Annotated in this window: 16 protein-coding genes and 1 other RNA gene; 4 read left to right on the top strand and 13 right to left on the bottom strand. The window is 62.5% G+C overall.

What is annotated here, in order from left to right; all coding sequences use genetic code 11:
• Nucleotides 1-13: 13 nt before the first annotated feature.
• On the bottom strand, nucleotides 14-340 hold the full coding sequence (locus AC05QJ_RS27950; protein WP_476744440.1) for an AzlD domain-containing protein: 327 nt from the start codon (nucleotides 338-340) through the stop codon (nucleotides 14-16).
• On the bottom strand, nucleotides 337-1,071 hold the full coding sequence (locus AC05QJ_RS27945; protein ID WP_476744439.1) for an AzlC family ABC transporter permease: 735 nt from the start codon (nucleotides 1,069-1,071) through the stop codon (nucleotides 337-339). The genes AC05QJ_RS27950 and AC05QJ_RS27945 overlap by 4 nt, the downstream gene beginning before the upstream one ends.
• A gap of 101 nt (nucleotides 1,072-1,172) precedes the next feature.
• On the opposite strand from AC05QJ_RS27945, the gene AC05QJ_RS27940 reads away from it, so the two are divergent.
• Nucleotides 1,173-2,129 carry a LysR substrate-binding domain-containing protein gene (locus AC05QJ_RS27940; RefSeq protein WP_476744438.1) on the top strand — a complete coding sequence of 319 codons (957 nt, stop codon included), beginning with the start codon at nucleotides 1,173-1,175 and terminating at the stop codon, nucleotides 2,127-2,129.
• A gap of 36 nt (nucleotides 2,130-2,165) precedes the next feature.
• On the opposite strand, the gene AC05QJ_RS27935 is transcribed toward AC05QJ_RS27940, so the two are convergent.
• The 6 genes from AC05QJ_RS27935 to AC05QJ_RS27910 form a co-directional block, all read right to left on the bottom strand.
• The gene (locus tag AC05QJ_RS27935) at nucleotides 2,166-2,957 is read right to left on the bottom strand and encodes an outer membrane protein OmpK (RefSeq protein WP_476744437.1); all 792 of its coding nucleotides are present in this window, start codon (nucleotides 2,955-2,957) and stop codon (nucleotides 2,166-2,168) included.
• A 250-nt stretch (nucleotides 2,958-3,207) separates the two neighbouring features.
• On the bottom strand, nucleotides 3,208-4,173 hold the full coding sequence (locus AC05QJ_RS27930) for an isopenicillin N synthase family dioxygenase (RefSeq protein ID WP_476744436.1): 966 nt from the start codon (nucleotides 4,171-4,173) through the stop codon (nucleotides 3,208-3,210).
• A 189-nt stretch (nucleotides 4,174-4,362) separates the two neighbouring features.
• Nucleotides 4,363-5,445 (bottom strand): BMP family ABC transporter substrate-binding protein, encoded by a 1,083-nt coding sequence (locus tag AC05QJ_RS27925; RefSeq protein WP_476744435.1) that lies wholly within the window; start codon nucleotides 5,443-5,445, stop codon nucleotides 4,363-4,365.
• A 232-nt stretch (nucleotides 5,446-5,677) separates the two neighbouring features.
• Nucleotides 5,678-6,604, bottom strand: coding sequence for an ABC transporter permease (locus AC05QJ_RS27920; RefSeq protein WP_476744434.1), 927 nt, complete (start codon nucleotides 6,602-6,604; stop codon nucleotides 5,678-5,680).
• 60 nt (nucleotides 6,605-6,664) lie between these two features.
• Nucleotides 6,665-7,765 (bottom strand): ABC transporter permease, encoded by a 1,101-nt coding sequence (locus AC05QJ_RS27915; RefSeq protein WP_476744433.1) that lies wholly within the window; start codon nucleotides 7,763-7,765, stop codon nucleotides 6,665-6,667.
• A 12-nt stretch (nucleotides 7,766-7,777) separates the two neighbouring features.
• Entirely contained in the window at nucleotides 7,778-9,319 is a 1,542-nt protein-coding gene (locus tag AC05QJ_RS27910) for an ABC transporter ATP-binding protein (protein ID WP_476744432.1), read from the bottom strand.
• A 537-nt stretch (nucleotides 9,320-9,856) separates the two neighbouring features.
• Between AC05QJ_RS27910 and AC05QJ_RS27905 the strand changes: the two genes are divergently transcribed.
• The 3 genes from AC05QJ_RS27905 to AC05QJ_RS27895 all read left to right on the top strand — a co-directional run bounded on the left by AC05QJ_RS27905 (nucleotide 9,857) and on the right by AC05QJ_RS27895 (nucleotide 12,290).
• The gene (locus AC05QJ_RS27905) at nucleotides 9,857-10,741 is read left to right on the top strand and encodes a hypothetical protein (protein WP_476744431.1); all 885 of its coding nucleotides are present in this window, start codon (nucleotides 9,857-9,859) and stop codon (nucleotides 10,739-10,741) included.
• Nucleotides 10,742-11,266: 525 nt separating this feature from the next.
• Entirely contained in the window at nucleotides 11,267-11,845 is a 579-nt protein-coding gene (locus tag AC05QJ_RS27900; protein WP_476744430.1) for a hypothetical protein, read from the top strand.
• 112 nt (nucleotides 11,846-11,957) lie between these two features.
• Nucleotides 11,958-12,290 carry a hypothetical protein gene (locus AC05QJ_RS27895; protein WP_476744429.1) on the top strand — a complete coding sequence of 111 codons (333 nt, stop codon included), beginning with the start codon at nucleotides 11,958-11,960 and terminating at the stop codon, nucleotides 12,288-12,290.
• Nucleotides 12,291-12,486: 196 nt separating this feature from the next.
• Here the strand turns inward: AC05QJ_RS27895 and ssrA are convergent.
• From ssrA to AC05QJ_RS27870, 5 genes are all read right to left on the bottom strand, one after another.
• Nucleotides 12,487-12,878, bottom strand: a transfer-messenger RNA (tmRNA) gene (gene ssrA, locus AC05QJ_RS27890).
• A gap of 95 nt (nucleotides 12,879-12,973) precedes the next feature.
• Nucleotides 12,974-13,258: a hypothetical protein gene (locus AC05QJ_RS27885; RefSeq protein ID WP_476744428.1), complete on the bottom strand. Its 285-nt coding sequence runs from the start codon at nucleotides 13,256-13,258 to the stop codon at nucleotides 12,974-12,976.
• 126 nt (nucleotides 13,259-13,384) lie between these two features.
• Complete coding sequence (locus tag AC05QJ_RS27880; protein WP_476744427.1) at nucleotides 13,385-16,195, bottom strand: FAD-binding and (Fe-S)-binding domain-containing protein; 2,811 nt, start codon at nucleotides 16,193-16,195, stop codon at nucleotides 13,385-13,387.
• 78 nt (nucleotides 16,196-16,273) lie between these two features.
• A complete protein-coding gene (gene lldD, locus AC05QJ_RS27875) occupies nucleotides 16,274-17,419 on the bottom strand; it encodes an FMN-dependent L-lactate dehydrogenase LldD (protein WP_476744426.1) in 1,146 nt (381 codons plus the stop codon).
• 69 nt (nucleotides 17,420-17,488) lie between these two features.
• Nucleotides 17,489-19,159 (bottom strand): lactate permease LctP family transporter, encoded by a 1,671-nt coding sequence (locus tag AC05QJ_RS27870; RefSeq protein ID WP_476744425.1) that lies wholly within the window; start codon nucleotides 19,157-19,159, stop codon nucleotides 17,489-17,491.
• Nucleotides 19,160-19,234 lie beyond the last annotated feature (75 nt).

Raw genomic sequence — 19,234 nt, 5'->3', positions numbered from 1 at the left:
TGCAGCTTGCCCCTCAAGACCAAAGGCTTTTCAACCCCCACAAAACCCCCATCCCCACCGCCAGGGTCAGCAGCGTATTGTGCGTCTTCCACGCCACCCAGGCGGCCAGCACGGCGGCCGGGATCTGCGGGTTGGCGAGGTCGAGTTGTTCATGCCCGCCGGGGTAGACCACCGCCGGCAACACCAGCGCCGCCAGTACGCTGGCCGGCACGTACATCAGGGCCCGGCTCACCAGCGGCGGTACGCGCAGTTGTCCGTACAGTTCGATAAACGACAGGCGCATGGCGAAGGTGCCGACGCCCACGGCCACGAACAGTCCCCACAAGGCCAGGTCGCTCATGAGGCTTCTCCTTCCACGTCAGGTTCCGGACGCATCGATTTGCGTCGCAGGCTTTCGATCACCAGCCCGGCGCTGATGCCGCCGATGGACGCGGTCACCAGGCCAAGGTTGTAGGGCAGGTCCACCGCCAGCACCGCGAGCACCCCGCCGGTGATGGCCGCGCCAAGGCTCGGCAGGCTGCGGATGCCGGGCACCAGCAGGGCCAGGAACGACAGCGGGATGGCGAAGCCCAGTGACCAGCTTTCCGGGATGCTCGCGCCCAGGTAGATGCCGGCGATCACCGAGATATTCCACGCCAGCCACATGGCCACCGCCGTGCCGGCGTAGTAGTGGTGAGCGAACCTGCCCAGTTCGCCGCTGCCCAGCTTGAGGGTGCAGAGTGCGTACGATTGGTCGGAGAGCATGTAGGACAGTGGCCATTTCAAGCGCCGCGGCAGGGTGTGCTGGTGGGGCGCAAGAGAGGCGCTGTACATGATGAAGCGCAGGTTGATGATCAGCGCCGTGACCACGATCGCCAGCGGCAGCACGCCGTTGTGGATCAGTTGCAGGGCGACCATCTGTGCCGAGCCGGAATAGAACAGCAGGGTCATGCCGATCGCCATACCCGGGGACATGCCCATCTTGATCGCCATCACTCCGGTGACCAGGCCGAAGGGGATGACGCCGGGGATCAGCGGCAGCAATGCCCGGGTACCTTGCAGGAAGGCTTCCCGTCCTGAGCTGAACGGCATGGTGCGTCCTCGTTGTTGTTGTCATATGGCGATACAGTGTAGGGCCCCGGCCTTGCCGCGCAGAACCGACTTATTTTTCGAGAAACCAGGCAGTTTTTGTTATGACCAAGAGCTCCCAGCCGGACCAGGCGCTGATCGCCATGCCGTCGTTCAAGGCCATGCGCTCGTTCGTGGCGGCGGCCAAGTACCGCAACTTCACCCGCGCCGCCGAGGCACTGTGCGTGACACAGGCGGCCATCAGCCGGCAGATCCGCGAGCTGGAAACCCACCTGGGCACAGAGCTGTTCGTGCGCAATGGGCGGGAAATGATCCTCACGCCTTCGGGGGCGGCGCTGTTCGACGCGGCGCAGTTGTCGCTGCTGAATATCTTCCAGGCCACCGAGCGCATCCGCCGGCGGCAGGGCGACAAGCGCACCCTGACGCTGTGCTGCTCACCGGCAGTGTCCACCTTGTGGCTGTCGCGGCGCTTGAAGGACTTCTTCAGCGCCAACCCGGATCTCGACCTGAACATCATCACCACACAGCATTTCCTTGCGATGGAACCGGGCATCGACCCCGACATCTTCATCACCAAGATCTTCGATCTGCGTCCGGGCTACCTGCGTACGCCGCTGTTTCACGAAGTGGTCTATCCGGTGTGCTCGCCGGGCTATCTGAACGCACATCCGCAGGCGAGCACCCTGGAGGGGATTCGTTCGAGCGTCTTGCTCGACCTCAACCCCTATGGCCGCGCGCAGATGACCGAAAACGTCGACTGGGACGCCTGGTTCGCCCTGAATGCCCACGACTGGCCGATGGCGGCCATGGAGCCTCAGCAGGTGTTCAGCAGCAACGATTACAGCCTGGTGGTGCAGATGGCGCTGGACGGCCAGGGCATGGCCCTGGGCTGGGATCATCTGGTGCGGGATCTGGTACGGGACGGCCGGCTGGTACGGCCGCTGGCGGGGGAGTTGACGCTCAGCGAGGCGCTGCAGTATCTGATCGTCAAGGAGGAACAGGCCGACGATCCGGCCTGTCTGCGTCTGAAAGCCTGGCTGATCGAGCAGTTCAGCGGATAGACCGCCCGACCAGGCTCGGGCGGCAGGGCTCGTGGCTCAGAAGTGCGCCTTGACCAGCAGGCTGATGGCGCTCTGGTTGGTGCCGCCCAGCACTTCGTCGCCGAGGTAGCTGTGGTGGTCGATGCCGTACTTGTCGCTCCAGTAGTCGTACTCCACGCCTACGTAGAACTTCTCGCCCCAGCCCATGCCCTTGGCCAGGTCGTACTTGATCTGCGGGTTGAAGTGGAAGTTGGCGTGGTAGTCCTTGTCGTTGTCCACCACCCAGTCGATGAAGCCATCGATGACCACGTTGGAGTTGCCCACCGGCACGGTGTAGCTCCACACCGGGGTGATCTGCCAGACGTTCTTGCCGTCGCGCTTGCCATCGGGCGTGCGCAGGTAGGTGTTGAGCTGGAAGTAGTCGAAGCCGGGAATGTTCAGGTCCACTGCCGGGCCGATCAGGTAGGCCTCGACATCATCTTCGCCGAACTCGTAGGTGGCGGCCAGGAGTACATCCTTGATCGGGCCGAACGACAGGTCGGTGCCGCTGATCTTGCCGAACGACAGGCGCGGGCTGATCTCGCCGTAGAAGCTGTGGCCGTCGCCGGCGCCGTTGGTGGCCTCGGTGTTGTACTTGATGCCGTCGACGAAGATGAACAGGTCGCCGAAGCTCCAGCCGCTGGCGTGCTCGAAGGTGACGGTCTGCTGCTTGGGCGGATCGACCTTGAAGTCGACGCCGTTGAGGTAGGTGAGGCTGTTGTCCTGCCACTGCAGAAGGTCGCCGGCCAGGGCCTGACCGGTTGCCAGCAGACCGCTCGCCAGCAACAGGGAAGTGGTGATGCGATTCATCGAAAGCTCCTGATTTTTGTGTTGTTCAAGCGTTGAACCTGTCGTGTTGGTCAGGCTTTCACGGAGAGAGCAAGAACAACGCCAATTCCTGTCTGTGTGGACAGAAAAAGTGATTTGAGCGGACGTTTTGCCATTTTTCGCGGCGGGCGGGCCATTGAGGCGGGGCTGGCGCCGCGCAACGCCTGGGTTGCGCGGTGCCGAGTGTGACGGGATTGCTTCAGGATGGCGCGTGGCTGCGCCATCGCGGGGCTCAGGCCTGGATTTCCTCGCGGCGATACGCGTAGGTGTCGGCAAAGCGCGACAGCATGTAGTCGCTGCAGGACACCGGCGGGTACTTGGGCGGGTTGTCGCTGCCGGAGCAGTTGGGCAGGCAACTGATCTCGGTGTCCGGGTGCGGTTCGGCGAAGAACGGCATCGAGTAGCGATCGACACCCAGCGGGCTGATCACCCGGTGCGGCGTGGATTTGTAACGGTCATTGCTCCACCGCGCCATCATGTCGCCGATGTTGACCACATAGGTGCCGTCGATGGGCGGCGCGTCGATCCATTCGCCGTCCAGGCTCTGCACTTGCAGGCCACCGGCGTTGTCCTGGTACAGCAGGGTCACGCAGCCGTAGTCGGTATGCGCGCCGGCGCCTTGCTGGTCGGCGCTGCTGGCGGTCTGGCGCGGCGGATAGTGGATCATGCGGAACACGCTGATGGGGTCGGCGAAGCGCTGGTCGAAGAAGTCTTCCTCGATACCCAGTGCTTCGGCCATGGCCCGCAGCAGGGTCAGCGACAGTTGGTGCATGTCGTCGTAGTGCTGCTGCAGCAGGGTTTCCCAGCCGGGAATGGCGGGGTGGCGGTTAGGGCCGCGCAGCGGTTTCTCGGCGAGTACATCGGGATGCCCGGCGCTCATGTGGAAACCCATGTCGAAGGTTTCCTTGAGGTCGCTTGGCCGGCTCGGGTCGAGCTGCTCGGTGGCGATGGCGCCGTAGCCGCGATGGTGCGCGCTGCGGGTGATATCGATGCGCAGCTTCTCCTCGGCTGGCCGCGCGAAGAAGTCTTCGGCGGCGGCCTTGAGCTCGGCAATGCGCTCGGCAGGGATCGGATGCCCCTTGATGTAGTAGAAGCCCCACTGGCGGCAGGCGGCGTCGATCTGCCGGGCCACGGCGTGGCGGGCGTCGGGGTCGTTTTGGTAGAGCGGTGAGATGTCGATGATTGGCAGGGTGTTCATGGTTGGCTCCAAGAAGGGCGGACCCGGTCGCCGGCGGCGGGGTGTTTGAGTCCGTGATGCTGCGAGTCTTCTCGTACCCATCAGCGAAGAGACCGGCCGGGGCCGGTCCTGTGCGCGGTTCTCCGGAAGGAGGGACGGCGACACGGTGTTGCGGCGCGGGCGGGAGCGGCTGAGGCTCCCGCCTGGCGCTTACTTCGGCATCTGCGCGGTAATGCCTTTGACGTAGTAGTTCATGCCCGCCAGTTCGGCGTTGCTGGCGGTAGCGCCCTCGGCGATCTTGACCGCGCCGCTCTGGTCCATGATCGGGCCGGTGAACGGATGGAACGAGCCGTCCTTGATGCTGGCGATGATCTGCTCGGCGCCGCTTTTCACGTCGGCCGGCACCAGGTCGCTGATCGGCAGTTCGATGGTGCCTTCGGCCAGACCGCCCCAGTAGTCCTGGGACTTCCAGGTACCGTCCATGACCGCCTGGGTGCTCTTGATGTAGTGCGGGCCCCAGTTGTTGACGATGGAGGTCAGTACCGCTTTCGGCCCGAAGTGCGCCATGTCGGAGGCGTAGCCCACCGCATAGACACCGCGGCGTTCGGCGGTCTGGATCGGCGCCGGGCTGTCGGTGTGCTGGAACAGCACGTCCACGCCCTGGTCGATCAGGGCGTTGGCGGCGTCGGCTTCCTTGCCCGGATCGAACCAGGAGTTGACCCACACCACCTTGATTTCGGTGCCGGGGTTGTACTTGTCGAGGGCCAGCTGGATGGCATTGATGTCGCGGATCACTTCCGGGATCGGGAAGGAGGCGACGTAGCCGATCTTCTTGGTCTTGGTCATCTTCGCGGCCAGGTAGCCGCCGACGTAGCGGCCTTCATAGGAGGTCGCCAGGTAAGTGCCGAGGTTCTTGTCCTGCTTGTAGCCGGTGGCGTGCTCGAAGGTGACTTTCGGGAACTGCTTGGCGACCTTGGCCGCAGGGTTCATGTAGCCGAAGGAGGTGGCGAACACCAGGTCGTAGCCGCCTTTGGCCATGTTGCGGATCACCCGTTCGGCGTCGGCGCCTTCCGGCACGTTCTCGACGAAGCTGGTATCGACCTTGTCGCCGAACTGCTTGATCAGCGCCTGGCGGCCTTGCTCGTGCTGGTAGGTCCAGCCGTGGTCACCGATGGGACCGATGTAGACGAAGCCGACCTTCAGCGGATCGGCGGCGGAGGCGGACAGCACACTGCTGAGGCCGATGGCGGCGGCGAGGGCGCGCAGCAGGTTCTTGCTTTTCTTCTGATGCATCTGTGGCTCCTGTTGGTCTTTTCTAATGGCCGTGTCGGGCTTTTCCGTTACTGCAAAAAGCTGACCAAGCGGGCAAAAAATGTGTTTGTGCGGGGCTGAGCGGGTGACGAGGCTGGAACGGGTTCTGTTGTGGTGCGTGATGCCGTGTGTGGCGCCTTCTGGTGGTGCGGTGTTGCGGGTGGCCTCATCGCTGGCAAGCCAGCTCCCACAGGTTCCACCCGCAACAACCCTTTCAATGCCCCGCCTTCCATGGCTGCCCCAGCGACACTGGCGCGTACAGCCGGGTCTTGATCGCATCCCGCGACAGCACCACCAGCACCAGGATGGTCGCCACATAAGGCAGCATCGCCAGCAGGTTGGCCGGGAAGCTGACGCCGATGCCCTGGGCCACCAGATGCAGGATGCTGGCAAGGCCGAACAGGTAGGCGCCGAGCAGTACGCGGAACACCCGCCAACTGGCGAACACCACCAGCGCCAGGGCGATCCAGCCGCGGCCGGCAGTCATGTTTTCCGCCCACATCGGCGTGTAGGCCAGCGACAGGTAGCCACCGGCGAGACCTGCCATGGCGCCGCCGAACAGCACCGCCAGGGTGCGCACCCGCAGCACCGGCAGGCCCATGGCGCTGGCGGCATCGGGGTTTTCGCCGACGGCCTGGAGGATCAGGCCGATGCGGCTTTTCAGCAGCACCCAGGCGATCAGGCCGAACAGCACGAAGGACAGGTAGACCAGCACATCCTGGTTGAACAGCATGTGGCCAATGATCGGCAGGTCGGACAGCAGCGGGATCGCCACCGGCTCGAAACCGGTCAGCGGCTTGCCGACCCAGGCCGCACCGACGAAGGACGACAGGCCGACACCGAAGATGGTCAGCGCCAGGCCCGTGGCGACCTGGTTGGCCTGGCAACCGAGGGCGACCAGGGCGAACAGCGACGACAGCAGCATGCCGGCCAGACAGGCCATCAGCACGCCGAGCCACAGGTTGCCGGTGGCGAAGGCGGCGATGAAGCCCACCACTGCGCCGAACAGCATCATGCCTTCCTGGCCGAGGTTGAGTACGCCGCTCTTTTCGCAGATCAGTTCGCCGAGGGCGACCAACAACAGCGGGGTGCCGCAGCGCACCATGGCGTAGAGGATGTTGCCTAGCAGATCGAGATCCATGGTCGAAGCCTCAGGCCGCCCGACGAGGGCGGCAGCAGAATGAAGGGGGCATTGGAAGCATCAGGCGCTGGCCGTTTCCGGCAGCGCGGCGCGGCGGCGCCATTGCAGCTTCAGGCGTGGGCGGTAGAGGATCAGCACGTCGCAGGCGAGCAGGTAGAACAGCATCATTCCCTGGAACAGCCCGGTCAGGGACTGCGGCAGGTTGAGGTTCATCTGCGCGTTCTCGCCACCCAGGTAGAGCAGGGCCATCAGCAAGCCCGCGATCAGGATGCCGAACGGGTTGAGGCGGCCAAGGAAGGCCACGGTGATCGCCGCGTAGCCGTAGCCAGGCGAAACCTGCGGCACCAGTTGGCCGATCGGCCCGCTGACTTCGCTGACACCGGCCAGCCCTGCGAGGCCACCGCTGATCAGCAGCGCCAGCCACACCAGGCGCTTCTCGCGAAAACCGACGAAGCCGGCGGCGCGCTGGTCGAGGCCGAGCACCTTGATCTGAAAGCCGAGGAAGCTCTTGTGCAGCAGCACCCACACTGCGACCAGGGCGAGCAGCACGAAGTACAGGCCGACGTGCACCCGGCCGTCTTCGAACAAGGCGGGCAGGCGGCTGGCGTCGCCGAACATCGCCGACTGCGGGAAGCTGAAGCCGTCCGGGTCCTTGAGCGGGCCGTGGACGAAGAACAGCAGCAGGTTCAGGGCGATGTAGTTGAGCATGATGGTGGTGAGGATTTCGTTGGCGTTGAACTGCGTGCGCAGCCACGCCGCCAGGGCGCCCCACAGTGCGCCGGCGAGGGTGCCGGCGGCGAGCACCCAGAGCAGCGCCCAGCGGCTGTCCCAGTCGATAAGCTCGATCGCCACGGCGCTGCCGACCAGCGCGCCCATCAGCAATTGGCCTTCGGCGCCGATGTTCCAGATCCGTGCCTGGTAAGCCACGGCCAGGCCCAGGGCGCAGAGCAGGATCGGCAGCGCCTTGAGCAGCAATTCGGAAATGCCGTAGAGGTCGCTGACCGGTTCGATCAGCAGGGTGTGGAAGGTCAGCAGCGGGTCATGCCCCAGTGCGGCGAACAGGATCGCCCCGCTGACCAGGGTCAGCAGGCCGGCGAGCAGCGGGGAAAGCAGCAGCATGGCGCGGGACTGCTGGGTACGGGGTTCGAGGGATAACAACATGGCGGGTTCTCGTCAGGCGGCGTCTTGCGGGGCATCGAACTGGCCGGCCATCCAGCCGCCGACCTCCACGGTATGGGTGTCGGCGGTGGCCTTGAGCGGCGACAGGCGACCGCTGCACAGGGCGCCGATGCGGTCGCTGATCTGGAACAGTTCATCGAGGTCTTCGGAGATCACCAGGATCGCCGCACCGGCATCGCGCAGGGCGATCAGCGCCCGGTGAATTGCGGCGGCGGCGCCGACGTCGACGCCCCAGGTCGGGTGGGCGGCGACCAGCAGTTTCGGGTTTTGCAGGATCTCGCGGCCGAGGATGAATTTTTGCAGGTTGCCACCGGACAGGCTGCGGGCACTGGTCTGGGCGTCGGGCGTTTTCACCGCAAAACGGCGGATGATCTCTTCGGCCAGTTCCAGCACCTTGGCCGAGCGGATCAGCCCGCGGCTGAGCAGGCCCTGCTGGAAGGCGGTGAGCAGGGCGTTATCGGCGAGGCTCATCTCCGGCACGGCGCCGTGGCCGAGACGTTCGGCGGGAACGAAGGCCAGGCCCAGGGCACGGCGGGCGTCCGGGTAGAGGTTGGCCATCGGCTGGTTGTCGAGGGTGATGCGTTCGCGCTCGCCGGCTGGCAGGCGGGTTTCACCACTGAGCAGGGCAAGCAGTTCGTCCTGGCCATTGCCGGCCACCCCGGCGATGCCGACGATTTCGCCGCTGCGCACTTCCAGGCGCAGGTTGGCGAACGAGGTCCCGAAGGGGTCCTTGTTGCGCCAGGTCAGGTCGTCCACCCGCAGACGCGGCAGGCCGCCTGCGCTTTTCGGGTACGTCGCTTCAAGTCCTTCGGCGTCACCGACCATCAACCGCGCCAGTTCCAGGTCGCTGCAGTTGGCCGGCACGCAGTCGCCGGAGACCCTACCGCCGCGCAACACCGTGGCGTTATGGCAGAGCGCCCGGACTTCGCCGAGTTTGTGGCTGATGAACAGAATGCTGCAGCCCTCGGCCGCGAGGGCGCGCAGGGTGACGAACAGCTCGTCGACTTCCTGCGGGGTGAGCACCGAAGTGGGTTCGTCGAGGATCAGCAGTTTGATGTCCTGCATCAGGCAGCGAACGATCTCCACCCGCTGGCGCTCGCCGATCGACAGGCTGTGCACCAGCCGCTCCGGTTCCAGGCCCATGCCGTAGCGTTGCGACACCTCGCGAATGCGCGGCGCCAGTTGTCCGGGCGTGCCGGCTTCGCGGCCGAGGGCCAGGGCGATGTTCTCGGCCACGGTCAGTGTCTCGAACAGGGAAAAGTGCTGGAACACCATGCCGATCCCCAGGTTGCGGGCTTGCGCCGGGTCGCGTACCTGAACCGGTTTCCCGTCCCACAGCACCTCGCCGGCATCGGGTGCGGTGACACCGTAGATGATCTTCATCAGCGTGCTCTTGCCGGCGCCGTTCTCGCCGAGCAAGGCGTGGATTTCACCGGCATCGATGCGCAGATCGACGCGGTCGTTGGCCAGCGTGCCGGGATAGCGCTTGGTGATACCACGCAGTTCCAGGCGCAGGGGCGAGGGAGATTCGGACATGGGACGGCTCGGTCATGGTTGCTTTGAGCAGGTTGCAAAGCAAAAACATGGCCAAGTGGTCAGATTATTTGGAAAGGCCCGTGTCAGACGGGTTCTGGAATGTATGTCGGAAGAGTCTTAGGTGAACTGAAGGGATGGGTGTCTGGTTTTGGGGCGTGGGTGGGCGCCAATGTGGTGCGGGTACAGGGACGTGTGGCGTGGTCCGATTTCGGCGTTGCAGGTGAACGGTCCTGTCCTGTGCGAGGGAGTATCCCGCAGATCTGCGGCTGCCAAAGAATAGTGGCATATTGCCTTGTCCTGGTTTAGAAATGTGCTGGACAAGGAAAGCGAAGGGCGCTTTTGGCGCGGTTTTGCTCGCAGTGTGTCGCTGAACTGATAGGGCGTTTTCCGTGAAGAGATGGGGCGAAAGCTGCGCGTGCACCCGTACGTTGGGGGAGACGGTCGTCTGATCCTGGGCGAAACCAGTCGAAGCGTTTCAATTTTATTTTGGTTTTATATCGACGAGTAATGGATGGTATTTCTATGGAAAGAAGAACAATGTTGCCCGCCCTTTTTTTGCTGTTGGTTTGCTTCAAGGATGCTTCCGCCGCTGCGGAAATCTCTCCCGATACGCTACTGAGCAGGGAATTGGCAGAAGATCCGACCTTGGAGTTGACAGATAATCCGTTGAAGAGAATCCAGGGCTCCCCGAAAGAGATAGTGACCTACCGTTGTGAAAAAGCCTGCGATAAAAAACCCTATAAGCGTGTGTTATTGGATAAGCGCGGTCGCGTAACCTATGCGAAAAGACCTAATATTGTTATCAAATACGAATATGGCAACCAGCATAACATGCCAATCTTGAGCAAGGATGATATGTGGGGAGATGGCAGGTTCTCTACGACTACATACAAGCGCGACAAATATGGGAATAAAACCCATAGTGTTTATTCGAATGCAGTCAGGAAAGTAGACTACTTTGAAGATGGCGGAAGAATTCAAGCAAAGGAGTCTTCGGAGGAGGGAGAGACGTTTACCAGTACTTACAAAAATGGATTGTTGGAAGGAAGTGTTGCAGTGGTAATGATGGAGAATTTTCGACCTGATGGCAGCTACTACACTGAACGGACTAAAATAATTAACGACTATCGCTATGATTATTATGAAGGTGGGGGGTTGAAAAGAATTGAGAGAGTGGTGTCTTCAGGGAGTGGTAGTGGGCTGAAAGTGCGGGAGACACTCATAAAGTACTTCAATGAGCGTGGTTTTCTTGAGGCTGAGATTAGGGAGTTTGATCGCAGCGTGAAGGCGGTTGAGTATATCAACCAGAAACTCGATTCCTTTGGTAATTTGATTGCCTATGATCGGTGTAATGTGGCTGGCACCTGGGGTAAATACTCAGGGTGCGAAACCTATAAGACCACGTTCACCTATTACAAGTGATGAATCATCCATGGCGTTCTGATCCACGTTGACTGTTGGTGCCGGTAGTTGCCGGCGCGTTTTGGATTTTTGGTTGAGCTGGACGTGAGGTTGCTCCGTAGCTGCCCGAAGAGCAAGGCACATTGGGCAAAGTCACCTGTGCGCAATGGCATGTTGGCAATTGGGCGGTTGGCCAAACCCGAGCACCAGCGAAATCAGGGGATCAAGGGCGAGTGGTACGACGGTGCTTGAATGGCTCCGTCAATCTGCTCCGTGCCTGCCAAGAGCATGCCACCGCGCCTATCGCCAACCGCGCCGACTGCCAGACTGCTCGGTGGAGGGTGAAGGAGAGATTGATTAAATCACCTTGCAATGATATCACTTGGGCACCATCGGAGAGGGTAAGGCGCCCTGTCGGGAATCTGCCTGCCCCGGTCAGACAAGGATGGTTGAGTTTACATGGTCAGGTTTTTAACTGCGGCTTCGTTGTGTGTTGTCGGCGGGTGGTCAAGTGTTGCATCGAGCGCCGTCCCGCTCGATGCGACGATGCAGCAGGCCCTGAGAAAACTCCCGGAATATGTGGACATGGCGGTTTATTCGCTAACCACCCATGGCGGCCTCAGTTCCTCGTCGGTATCGGGGGCCTGCAGGAATCAGGTGGATAATCTGAATATTGGAAATCACCTGAGACTGAACAGGGACCAGATAGCGTCCCTCGAGAGCGAGTGCATTTCTTCAGTCGAGGAGAAAATGAACGCGTTGTCGGGCACGGACGAGAGCAAAAGTTGCAAGCTGTGGGCTTATGCTCAAGGAGACGCGTGGTTTAAAGCCAAGCTTGGTATGAAACATGCGCCCTTCGCGAAGAAAACCAATGAGCCAGTCACGTTCTATGGTGAAGTGACCAACGTGAGTGACAACTCCATCTTCGTTTACGCTTCCATTGGCGGCGCGCCAACCAACGCGATAATTGATGTATCGGAAGAGACGGTGTTCATTGATCCTGCAAAAGTCGCGATTGGAAATAACGTCATCGGGTACGGCGTTGTGGTGGCTGGGGAGCGCGTGAATCTTGTCAACGGGCGGGAGACAGTAATATCGAGAATTTCCGCCAGTTGCATCGAATGACAGACATGTCAGGCGGCTGCGGTCTGTAAAGGCGCCTGCAATGGTTCTGTAATCGGTGATGCGGCAGTTGGCAAGCAATGGAATCAAGTATCAAGGAATAAGGGCGTTCTGAATGTTGCGAAAGAAAGTTTCCCTGTTATCGCTGTGTCTGGCCGCTCTGGGGTTTGCAGGTAACGCGTTGGCAGATACGGCGCAAGAGCAGGAGCAAACCCTCATAACGCTTGTCGCTATGGAGCAAGTCTGTGACAAGGTAACTCCTGGAAAGAAAAGTGATGTCGAGAATGTGATGGCGACGGATTCCACCATCGACGAAGCGACAAAGGCAGAGGTACGTAAAATAAAAGCCGACCCCGCCTACAAGTTCAAGGTGAGCGCCATGGCAACCGATCTGATGTATTCACCTATAAGGGACCTTGTCACCAAGGACCTGTGTAACAAGTATTGAGCGAACTGATCCCGTTCACAGGGCCTTATGAAGTAGGCGTTCCGTGACGATGAAGCGGCGGTTGCGAGGGATCTGGTTTTGCGCCAGGCGCGGGACGGCGACCTGTGGGGGATGTGACACGTTGGTGACACACCGGCCAAAAAGCGTCAGGTCCAGATAGCACAAAGCCCCATGAGCTGGGGCTTTGTGTTGTGTTTGGTGGAACCGGGGGGATTTGAACCCCCGTCCGCCAGTGTTCCGCTGTCGGTACTACATGCTTAGCCGTGTCTATTGAGTTAATCCGCAGCCGCCCGACGGGCAGGGTGCTTTGGACGAGTTGTGTAAGTTTTAGCCGATTCGTCCACAACGTACTGCACGGCGATCCTGTTCTGTATGACAATCACTTCGGGTTTACAGGCATCCCCTGGTGATTGCTGGAGCCGAAGCTACCAGAAGAGCGGGCTCAGCTGCTTACGCAGCGAGAGCGTAGCCCTCGTAGTTTTCGTCATTGGCAACTATAGAAAGTTGCAACAGTGGATTTACGAGTTCTGTTACCAACTCGGCATGCACCTAGAGTTTCACTACCGGCGTCGAATCCTAATCGGCCCCATTTGCTGCGCTCTAGCTGAGCGTCGTTTCCGACGCGTGAGGCAGAGTATACGCCAACATCCGGGCAACGTATACCGTCGCCCGGATGCTCTGGCTCACTGGGTGCCGCCCTCGCCACCCTTGGTGGTCTTGTCCAGTTGGTCCAGAACCTTGGTGGTCAGGGCGATGCAATCCTTCTCGTTGCCGGCGGCCTTGGCGGCACGGGCATCGTCGGTCTGTTCCTTGACCGATTTCACGAGGTCTTCCGACGTTGCGGTCATCGTTGCCATGTGGTCGTCGATCTTCTGCAGATTGGCGTCACACAGGTCGTCCGCGGCAAACACAGGGGAGGCAAGCAGTGCGGCGGTCATGAACAGTCCGGTAATCGCAGTACGCTTCATGTGAATCTCCTTGGCTGGGAAGGCCTCGGGAAGATGGGCCTGATGGATGGACTGCGCCGCTTGCGAAGGAGTTCAGAGAAATGTCGCGGCCGGTTGGCTTGCTTGCCCAACCGGCCGCGAAGGCCGTCAGATGGCGCGAGGTCGGGTGACGCGGTCCACCAGGTAGACGAGTCCGTGGTAGTCGATTCCGGAATGGCTCGATAGACCGATCTCGCAGGTGCGGCTGGTGGAAATCCCTTCGTCGCAGTACTGCACCGCGTCCTTCAGGCTGCGCAGCGAGTGGGCGTTCAGCTCTGGAGTGGTGAAGCCCTTGTCGCCGGCAAAGCCGCAGCAATGGATACCTTCTGGAATCACCACGTCCTTGCTGCACATCCGCGCGAGGTCGATCAGCGCCTGGCTTTCGCCCAGGTGCTGGGTACTGCAGGTTACGTGCACGGCGATCGGTGCGTCTTGCGGAGTGAACTCCAGTTTGTCCAGCAGGTGGGTACGGATGAAACGCACCGGGTCGTACATGTCCAGGCGGGTGTCGGCCAGGTCCTGCACCAGGCGCAGAGTGCACGGGCTGGTGTCGCAGTAGATCGGGTCGAGGCCGCCGCGACTGGCGTGGAGCAGCGCGCTGATCAGTTCCTGGCGCTTGTGCTCGGCCTGCTCGGCGTAGCCCTTGGAGGCGAACGGCTGGCCGCAGCACAGGCTGTCCTGGTTGTCCGGGAAGATCACCTGGTAGCCGGCTTTTTCCAGCAGGCCTCGGGTCTTGTCCAGCAGCGAGGTCTGCTCGCGATCCGCCGCCGCCGGGCCCATCACTCGCGATACGCAGGCGGCCAGGTAGACCACCCGTGGGCGCGCATCGTTGGCGGCGACACTGACCAGCGGGTTCTTCAGCGGCTGTGGCATGGCAGGTGTCCACTGCGGCAAACGACCGTTGCTGGCCTTGCTCAGCGTGCGACTGATGCGGCTCAGGCGCGGTGCGCCGAGCAGGCGGCGGGCGCCATTGGCCGCGCGCAGGGTCAGGCGGGCGCCGCTGAGGGCGGTGTGGAAGTTGTCGGCCAGCCAGTCCGCCGTCTTGCCGTGATGGGCTGCCTGACCACGGAGCTTCTTCACCAGTTCACCGGTGTTGATCCCGACCGGGCAACGCTGGGCGCAAAGGCCGGTGGCAGCGCAGGTGTCGATGCCCTGGTACTGGTAGTCCCGCTCCAGTGTCGAGGTATCTTCGCCGGCGCGCTTCTTCGCCTGGATATCCCGCCACATGACGATGCGCTGGCGCGGGCTCAGGGTCAGTCCCTTGGACGGGCAGACCGGTTCGCAGAAACCGCACTCGATGCACTTGTCGACGATTTCGTCCGCCGCTGGCAGCGGTTTCAGATGTTTCAGATGGATATCCGGGTCTTCGCTGAGGACCACATCCGGGTTGAGGATGCCGTTGGGGTCCAGCAGGCGCTTGAGCGTCCACATCAACTGGTAGGCGTCCTGGCCCCATTCCAGTTCGACGAAGGGCGCCATGTTGCGCCCGGTGCCGTGCTCGGCCTTGAGCGAGCCGCCGAACTCCACCGCCACCAGTTGCGCGACGTCATCCATGAAGGCCTGGTAGCGCGCCACTTCCTCGGCACTGTTGAAGCCCTGGGTGAAGACGAAGTGCAGGTTGCCTTCGAGCGCATGGCCGAAAATGATCGCTTCGTCGTAACGGTGCTTGTCGAACAACTGGATCAGGCGATTGACGCCCTCGGCCAGTTGCTCGACCGGGAAGGTCACGTCTTCGATGATGACCGTGGTCCCGGTCTGACGCACCGCGCCGACCGCAGGGAAGGTGTCCTTGCGAATTTTCCACAGCAGGTTGTACACCGCCGGGTCTTCGCTGAAATCGACTTTCTGCTCCAGCGGAAAGTCGGCGATGGACGCCATGATCAGGTCCAGTTGTTCATGCAGCAGGCTCTGGCTGGCGGCACGGGACTCGATCAGCAGGGCGCAGGCGCTATCCGACAGCCCCTTCACCCACTCCGGCATGCCCGGTTTGTTCTGCACCGAGCGCAGGCTGCGACGGTCGAGCAATTCCACGGCAGACACCGGTTGCTGTTTGAGCACGGTCACGGCCTTGCAGCAGCTTTCCACGGTTGGGAAGACGATCAGCGCCGAGGCCTTGTGTGGGTGATCGACCACGGTGTCGTAGGTCACGGCGCTGATGAAGCCGAGCGTGCCTTCGGAACCCACCAGCAGGTGCTGAAGGATGTCGAGTGGCTGGTCGTAGTCCACCAGCGCGTTCAGCGACAAGCCGGTGGTGTTCTTCAGCCGGTACTTGTGTCGGATGCGGTCGGCCAGTGCGGTGTTGGCGCGGGTCTCGCGGCCGAGGCGGGCAAGTTCGTCCAGCAGCCCGGCGTGGCTGATCTGGAAGGCGGCGACGCTGGCCGGGTCTTCGCTGTCCAGGCGGGTGCCGTCGGCGAGCACCAGGCGCAGGCCTGCGAGGGTGTGGTAGGTGTTCTGCGCGGTGCCGCAGCACATGCCGCTGGCGTTGTTGGCGACGATGCCGCCGATCTTGCAGGCGTTGATCGAGGCAGGATCGGGGCCGATCTTGCGCCCGAACGGCGCCAGCCAGGCGTTGGCCTGGGCACCGATGACGCCGGGCTGCAAGCGGATCTGTTCGCCCTGGCCGCGGATCTCGCGCCCGTTCCAGTTGTCGCCAAGGACGATCAGCACCGAATCACTGATGGCCTGGCCCGACAGGCTGGTGCCGGCGGCGCGGAAGGTCACCGGCACGCGGTCGCGCTGGGCCAGCTGGATCAGCCCCACCACTTCGTCCTCGGACTCGACGCGCACCACCAGCTTGGGGATCAGTCGGTAGAAGCTGGCGTCGGTGCCGAAGGCGAGGGTCGAAGTCGGGTCGTCGAAGCGGCGTTCAGCGGGAATCAGGCGCTCGGCATCACGGAGGAACGCGGCGGGCAGGCTCATGCAAACTCCTCGCGGGGTCGCGGCGTCTGGCGCGCCGCGTGTCCCCGGTCAATCAGGCGGTATGAAGTGCGGGCGCGCTCAGGCACCCAGTTCGCGGACCAGCGAGTCGCGGGTGATCTCGCTGATGGACTTGGCGCCGGTGAGCACCATGGCCACGCGCATTTCTTTTTCGAACAGTTCCAGCAGGTTGCGTACGCCGGCTTCGCCGTGGGTGGCCAGGGCGTAGAGGAAGGCGCGGCCGATCATCACGCTGTCGGCGCCGAGGGCGATCATGCGCACCACGTCGAGGCCGCTGCGGATGCCGGAGTCGGCGAGGATCGTGATGTCGCCTTTCACCGCGTCGGCGATCGCCGGCAGGGCGCGAGCGCTGGACAGCACGCCGTCGAGCTGGCGGCCGCCGTGGTTGGAGACGACGATGCCGTCGGCGCCGAATTTCACCGCGTCGCGGGCGTCATCGGCATCGAGGATGCCCTTGATGATCATCGGGCCGTCCCAGAATTCGCGGATCCACTCCAGGTCTTTCCAGGAGATCGACGGGTCGAAGTTGGCACCCAGCCAGCCGATGTAGTCGGCCAGGCCGGTGGGGTTGCCACGGTATTTGGAGATGTTGCCGAGGTCGTGCGGGCGCCCCAGCAGGCCGACATCCAGGGCCCATTGCGGATGGGTCATGGCTTGCCAGACACGGCGCAGCGGTGCGTTCGGGCCGCTCATGCCGGAGTGGGCATCGCGGTAACGGGCGCCGGGAACCGGCATGTCGACGGTGAAGACCAGGGTCTTCACGCCGGCTGCCTTGGCCCGTTCCAGCGCGTTGCGCATGAAACCGCGGTCCTTGAGGACATAGAGCTGGAACCACATCGGCCGGTCGATGGCCGGCGCCACTTCTTCAATCGGGCAGACCGAGACAGTCGACATCGTGAAGGGAATGCCTTTGGCGGCCGCGGCACGGGCTGCCTGGACTTCACCGCGGCGGGCGTACATGCCGGTCAGGCCGACCGGGGCCAGGATCACTGGCATGTTCAGGGTTTCGTCGAAGAGCCGGGTCTGCAGGCTCAGTTCGGACATGTTTTTCAGCACGCGCTGACGCAGGGCGATGCTGGCCAGGTCTTCGACGTTATGGCGCAGTGTGTACTCGGCGTAGGCGCCACCGTCGGCGTAGTGGAACAGGAACGGCGGCAACTTGCTCTGGGCCGCGGCGCGATAATCGGTGGAGGCAGAAATGATCATGGGATCTCGCAGCGTGTGTGTGAGAAGGCAACTGCCGGGCACGCCGCAGCGCGCCCGGCCCCTGTCACTTTAGTGGTGAACCAGCATGCCGGTCAGCCAGTAAGCCTGGATCAGGGTGATCAGGCCGACGATGGTGGCGAAGAACAGGCTGTGCTTGAGGGTGAAGCGGAACAGGTCCGACTCCTTGCCGACCAGGCCGGTGGCGGCGCAGGCCACGGCGATGGATTGCGGCGAAATCATCTTGCCGGTCACGCCACCGCTGGTGTTGGCAGCCACCAGCAGGGTGTCGTTGACCCCGATCTGGTGCGCAGTGGTGGCTTGCAGCGAGCTGAACAGGGCGTTGGACGAAGTGTCGGAGCCGGTCAGGAACACGCCCAGCCAGCCGAGGAACGGCGAGAAGAACGGGAACGCGGCGCCGGTACCGGCAAGGACCAGGGCCATGGTCGACGACATGCCCGAGTAGTTGGTGACAAAGGCGAAGGCCAGGACCATGCCGATGGACAGGATCGGCCAGCGCAGTTCGTAGAAGGTCTCTTTCAAAGTGGTCAGACCAGTTTTGAAGTTGATCTTCAGGACGATCATCGACAGCAGTGCGGAAATGAAGATCGCGGTGCCGGTGGCAGAGATCGGGTCGAGCTTGAACACCGCTGGCATGGCGGTTGGCGCGGTCACGATCGGCGCGGTCTTGATGACCAGTTGGTCCAGGTGCGGGATGGCGAAGTTGAACACCCAGCTGTACATCGAGCCGCCGGCGGCGAATGCGGCCTTGAACGGTTTCAGGGTCCAGATGGTGACCAGCACGGTGAGGATCAGGAACGGCGACCAGGCCTTGAAAATCTCGCCCAGGCTGTAAGGGGTTGGCTGGCTGCCGCCGGCCTTGACCACGGCTGCGCCGACGCTGGCGGTTGCGGTGGTGAACGAGCGTTTTGGCTGCCAGACCTTCAGGAACAGGGTCAGGGCGATCAAGCTGGCCAGGGCCGAGGTGATGTCCGGCAGTTCCGGGCCGATGAAGTTCGAGGTGAAGTACTGGGTAACGGCGAAGCTCAGGCCGGCAACCAGGGCGGCAGGCCAGGTTTCCTTGACGCCGCGCAGGCCGTCCATCATGAACACCAGCCAGAACGGTACGAACAGCGACAGCAGCGGCAGTTGGCGGCCGGTCATGGCGCCGATGTGGAAGGCGTCGATGCCGGTGACCTGGCCTGCGACGATGATCGGGATACCCAGGGCGCCGAAGGCAACCGGCGCGGTGTTGGCGATCAGGCACAGGCCTGCGGCGTACAGCGGGTTGAAGCCCAGGCCCACCAGCAGGGCGGCAGTGATCGCAACCGGCGCGCCGAAACCGGCGGCACCTTCCAGGAAGGCACCGAAGCAGAAGCCGATCAGCAGGACTTGCAGGCGCTGGTCATCGGTGATCGACAGCACCGAGCTGCGGATCACTTCGAACTGGCCGCTCTTGACCGTCAGTTTGTAGAGGAAGACGGCGGCGACGATGATCCAGGCGATGGGCCACAGGCCATAGGCGAAGCCGTAGCCGGCAGCGGCGAAGGCCATGTCGGCAGGCATCTGGAACGCAAAGATGGCGACCAGGATCGACAGGGCGAGCGTGATGCTGCCTGCGATGTGTCCCTTGAGACGGAACACGGCCAGCGCCAGGAAGAAGAACACGATGGGAATGACCGCTGCCAGCGCGGACAGACCGAGACTACCGAGCGGACTATAGATTTGTTGCCAGGTTTGCATGTGGGTGGCCCCTAATTGTTGTTGGTCAGGCACTGGCATTGGTTAATTGGTAAGACCAATTTACAATGTCGAGGC

This window comes from Pseudomonas sp. TUM25319, assembly GCF_056388475.1.
Note: the sequence above shows the minus strand (reverse complement) of the source record. Positions and strands in the feature narration are given on the sequence as shown.

Coding starts and splice junctions, on each gene's coding strand:
- AC05QJ_RS27885 (WP_476744428.1), bottom strand. CDS start 13,258: ATGAAGCGTACTGCGATTACCGGACTGTTCATGACCGCCGCACTGCTT.
- AC05QJ_RS27915 (WP_476744433.1), bottom strand. CDS start 7,765: ATGTTGTTATCCCTCGAACCCCGTACCCAGCAGTCCCGCGCCATGCTG.
- AC05QJ_RS27895 (WP_476744429.1), top strand. CDS start 11,958: ATGTTGCGAAAGAAAGTTTCCCTGTTATCGCTGTGTCTGGCCGCTCTG.
- AC05QJ_RS27940 (WP_476744438.1), top strand. CDS start 1,173: ATGACCAAGAGCTCCCAGCCGGACCAGGCGCTGATCGCCATGCCGTCG.
- AC05QJ_RS27880 (WP_476744427.1), bottom strand. CDS start 16,195: ATGAGCCTGCCCGCCGCGTTCCTCCGTGATGCCGAGCGCCTGATTCCC.
- AC05QJ_RS27925 (WP_476744435.1), bottom strand. CDS start 5,445: ATGCATCAGAAGAAAAGCAAGAACCTGCTGCGCGCCCTCGCCGCCGCC.
- AC05QJ_RS27920 (WP_476744434.1), bottom strand. CDS start 6,604: ATGGATCTCGATCTGCTAGGCAACATCCTCTACGCCATGGTGCGCTGC.
- AC05QJ_RS27905 (WP_476744431.1), top strand. CDS start 9,857: ATGTTGCCCGCCCTTTTTTTGCTGTTGGTTTGCTTCAAGGATGCTTCC.
- AC05QJ_RS27930 (WP_476744436.1), bottom strand. CDS start 4,173: ATGAACACCCTGCCAATCATCGACATCTCACCGCTCTACCAAAACGAC.
- AC05QJ_RS27910 (WP_476744432.1), bottom strand. CDS start 9,319: ATGTCCGAATCTCCCTCGCCCCTGCGCCTGGAACTGCGTGGTATCACC.
- AC05QJ_RS27950 (WP_476744440.1), bottom strand. CDS start 340: ATGAGCGACCTGGCCTTGTGGGGACTGTTCGTGGCCGTGGGCGTCGGC.
- AC05QJ_RS27900 (WP_476744430.1), top strand. CDS start 11,267: ATGCAGCAGGCCCTGAGAAAACTCCCGGAATATGTGGACATGGCGGTT.
- lldD (WP_476744426.1), bottom strand. CDS start 17,419: ATGATCATTTCTGCCTCCACCGATTATCGCGCCGCGGCCCAGAGCAAG.
- AC05QJ_RS27935 (WP_476744437.1), bottom strand. CDS start 2,957: ATGAATCGCATCACCACTTCCCTGTTGCTGGCGAGCGGTCTGCTGGCA.
- AC05QJ_RS27870 (WP_476744425.1), bottom strand. CDS start 19,159: ATGCAAACCTGGCAACAAATCTATAGTCCGCTCGGTAGTCTCGGTCTG.
- AC05QJ_RS27945 (WP_476744439.1), bottom strand. CDS start 1,071: ATGCCGTTCAGCTCAGGACGGGAAGCCTTCCTGCAAGGTACCCGGGCA.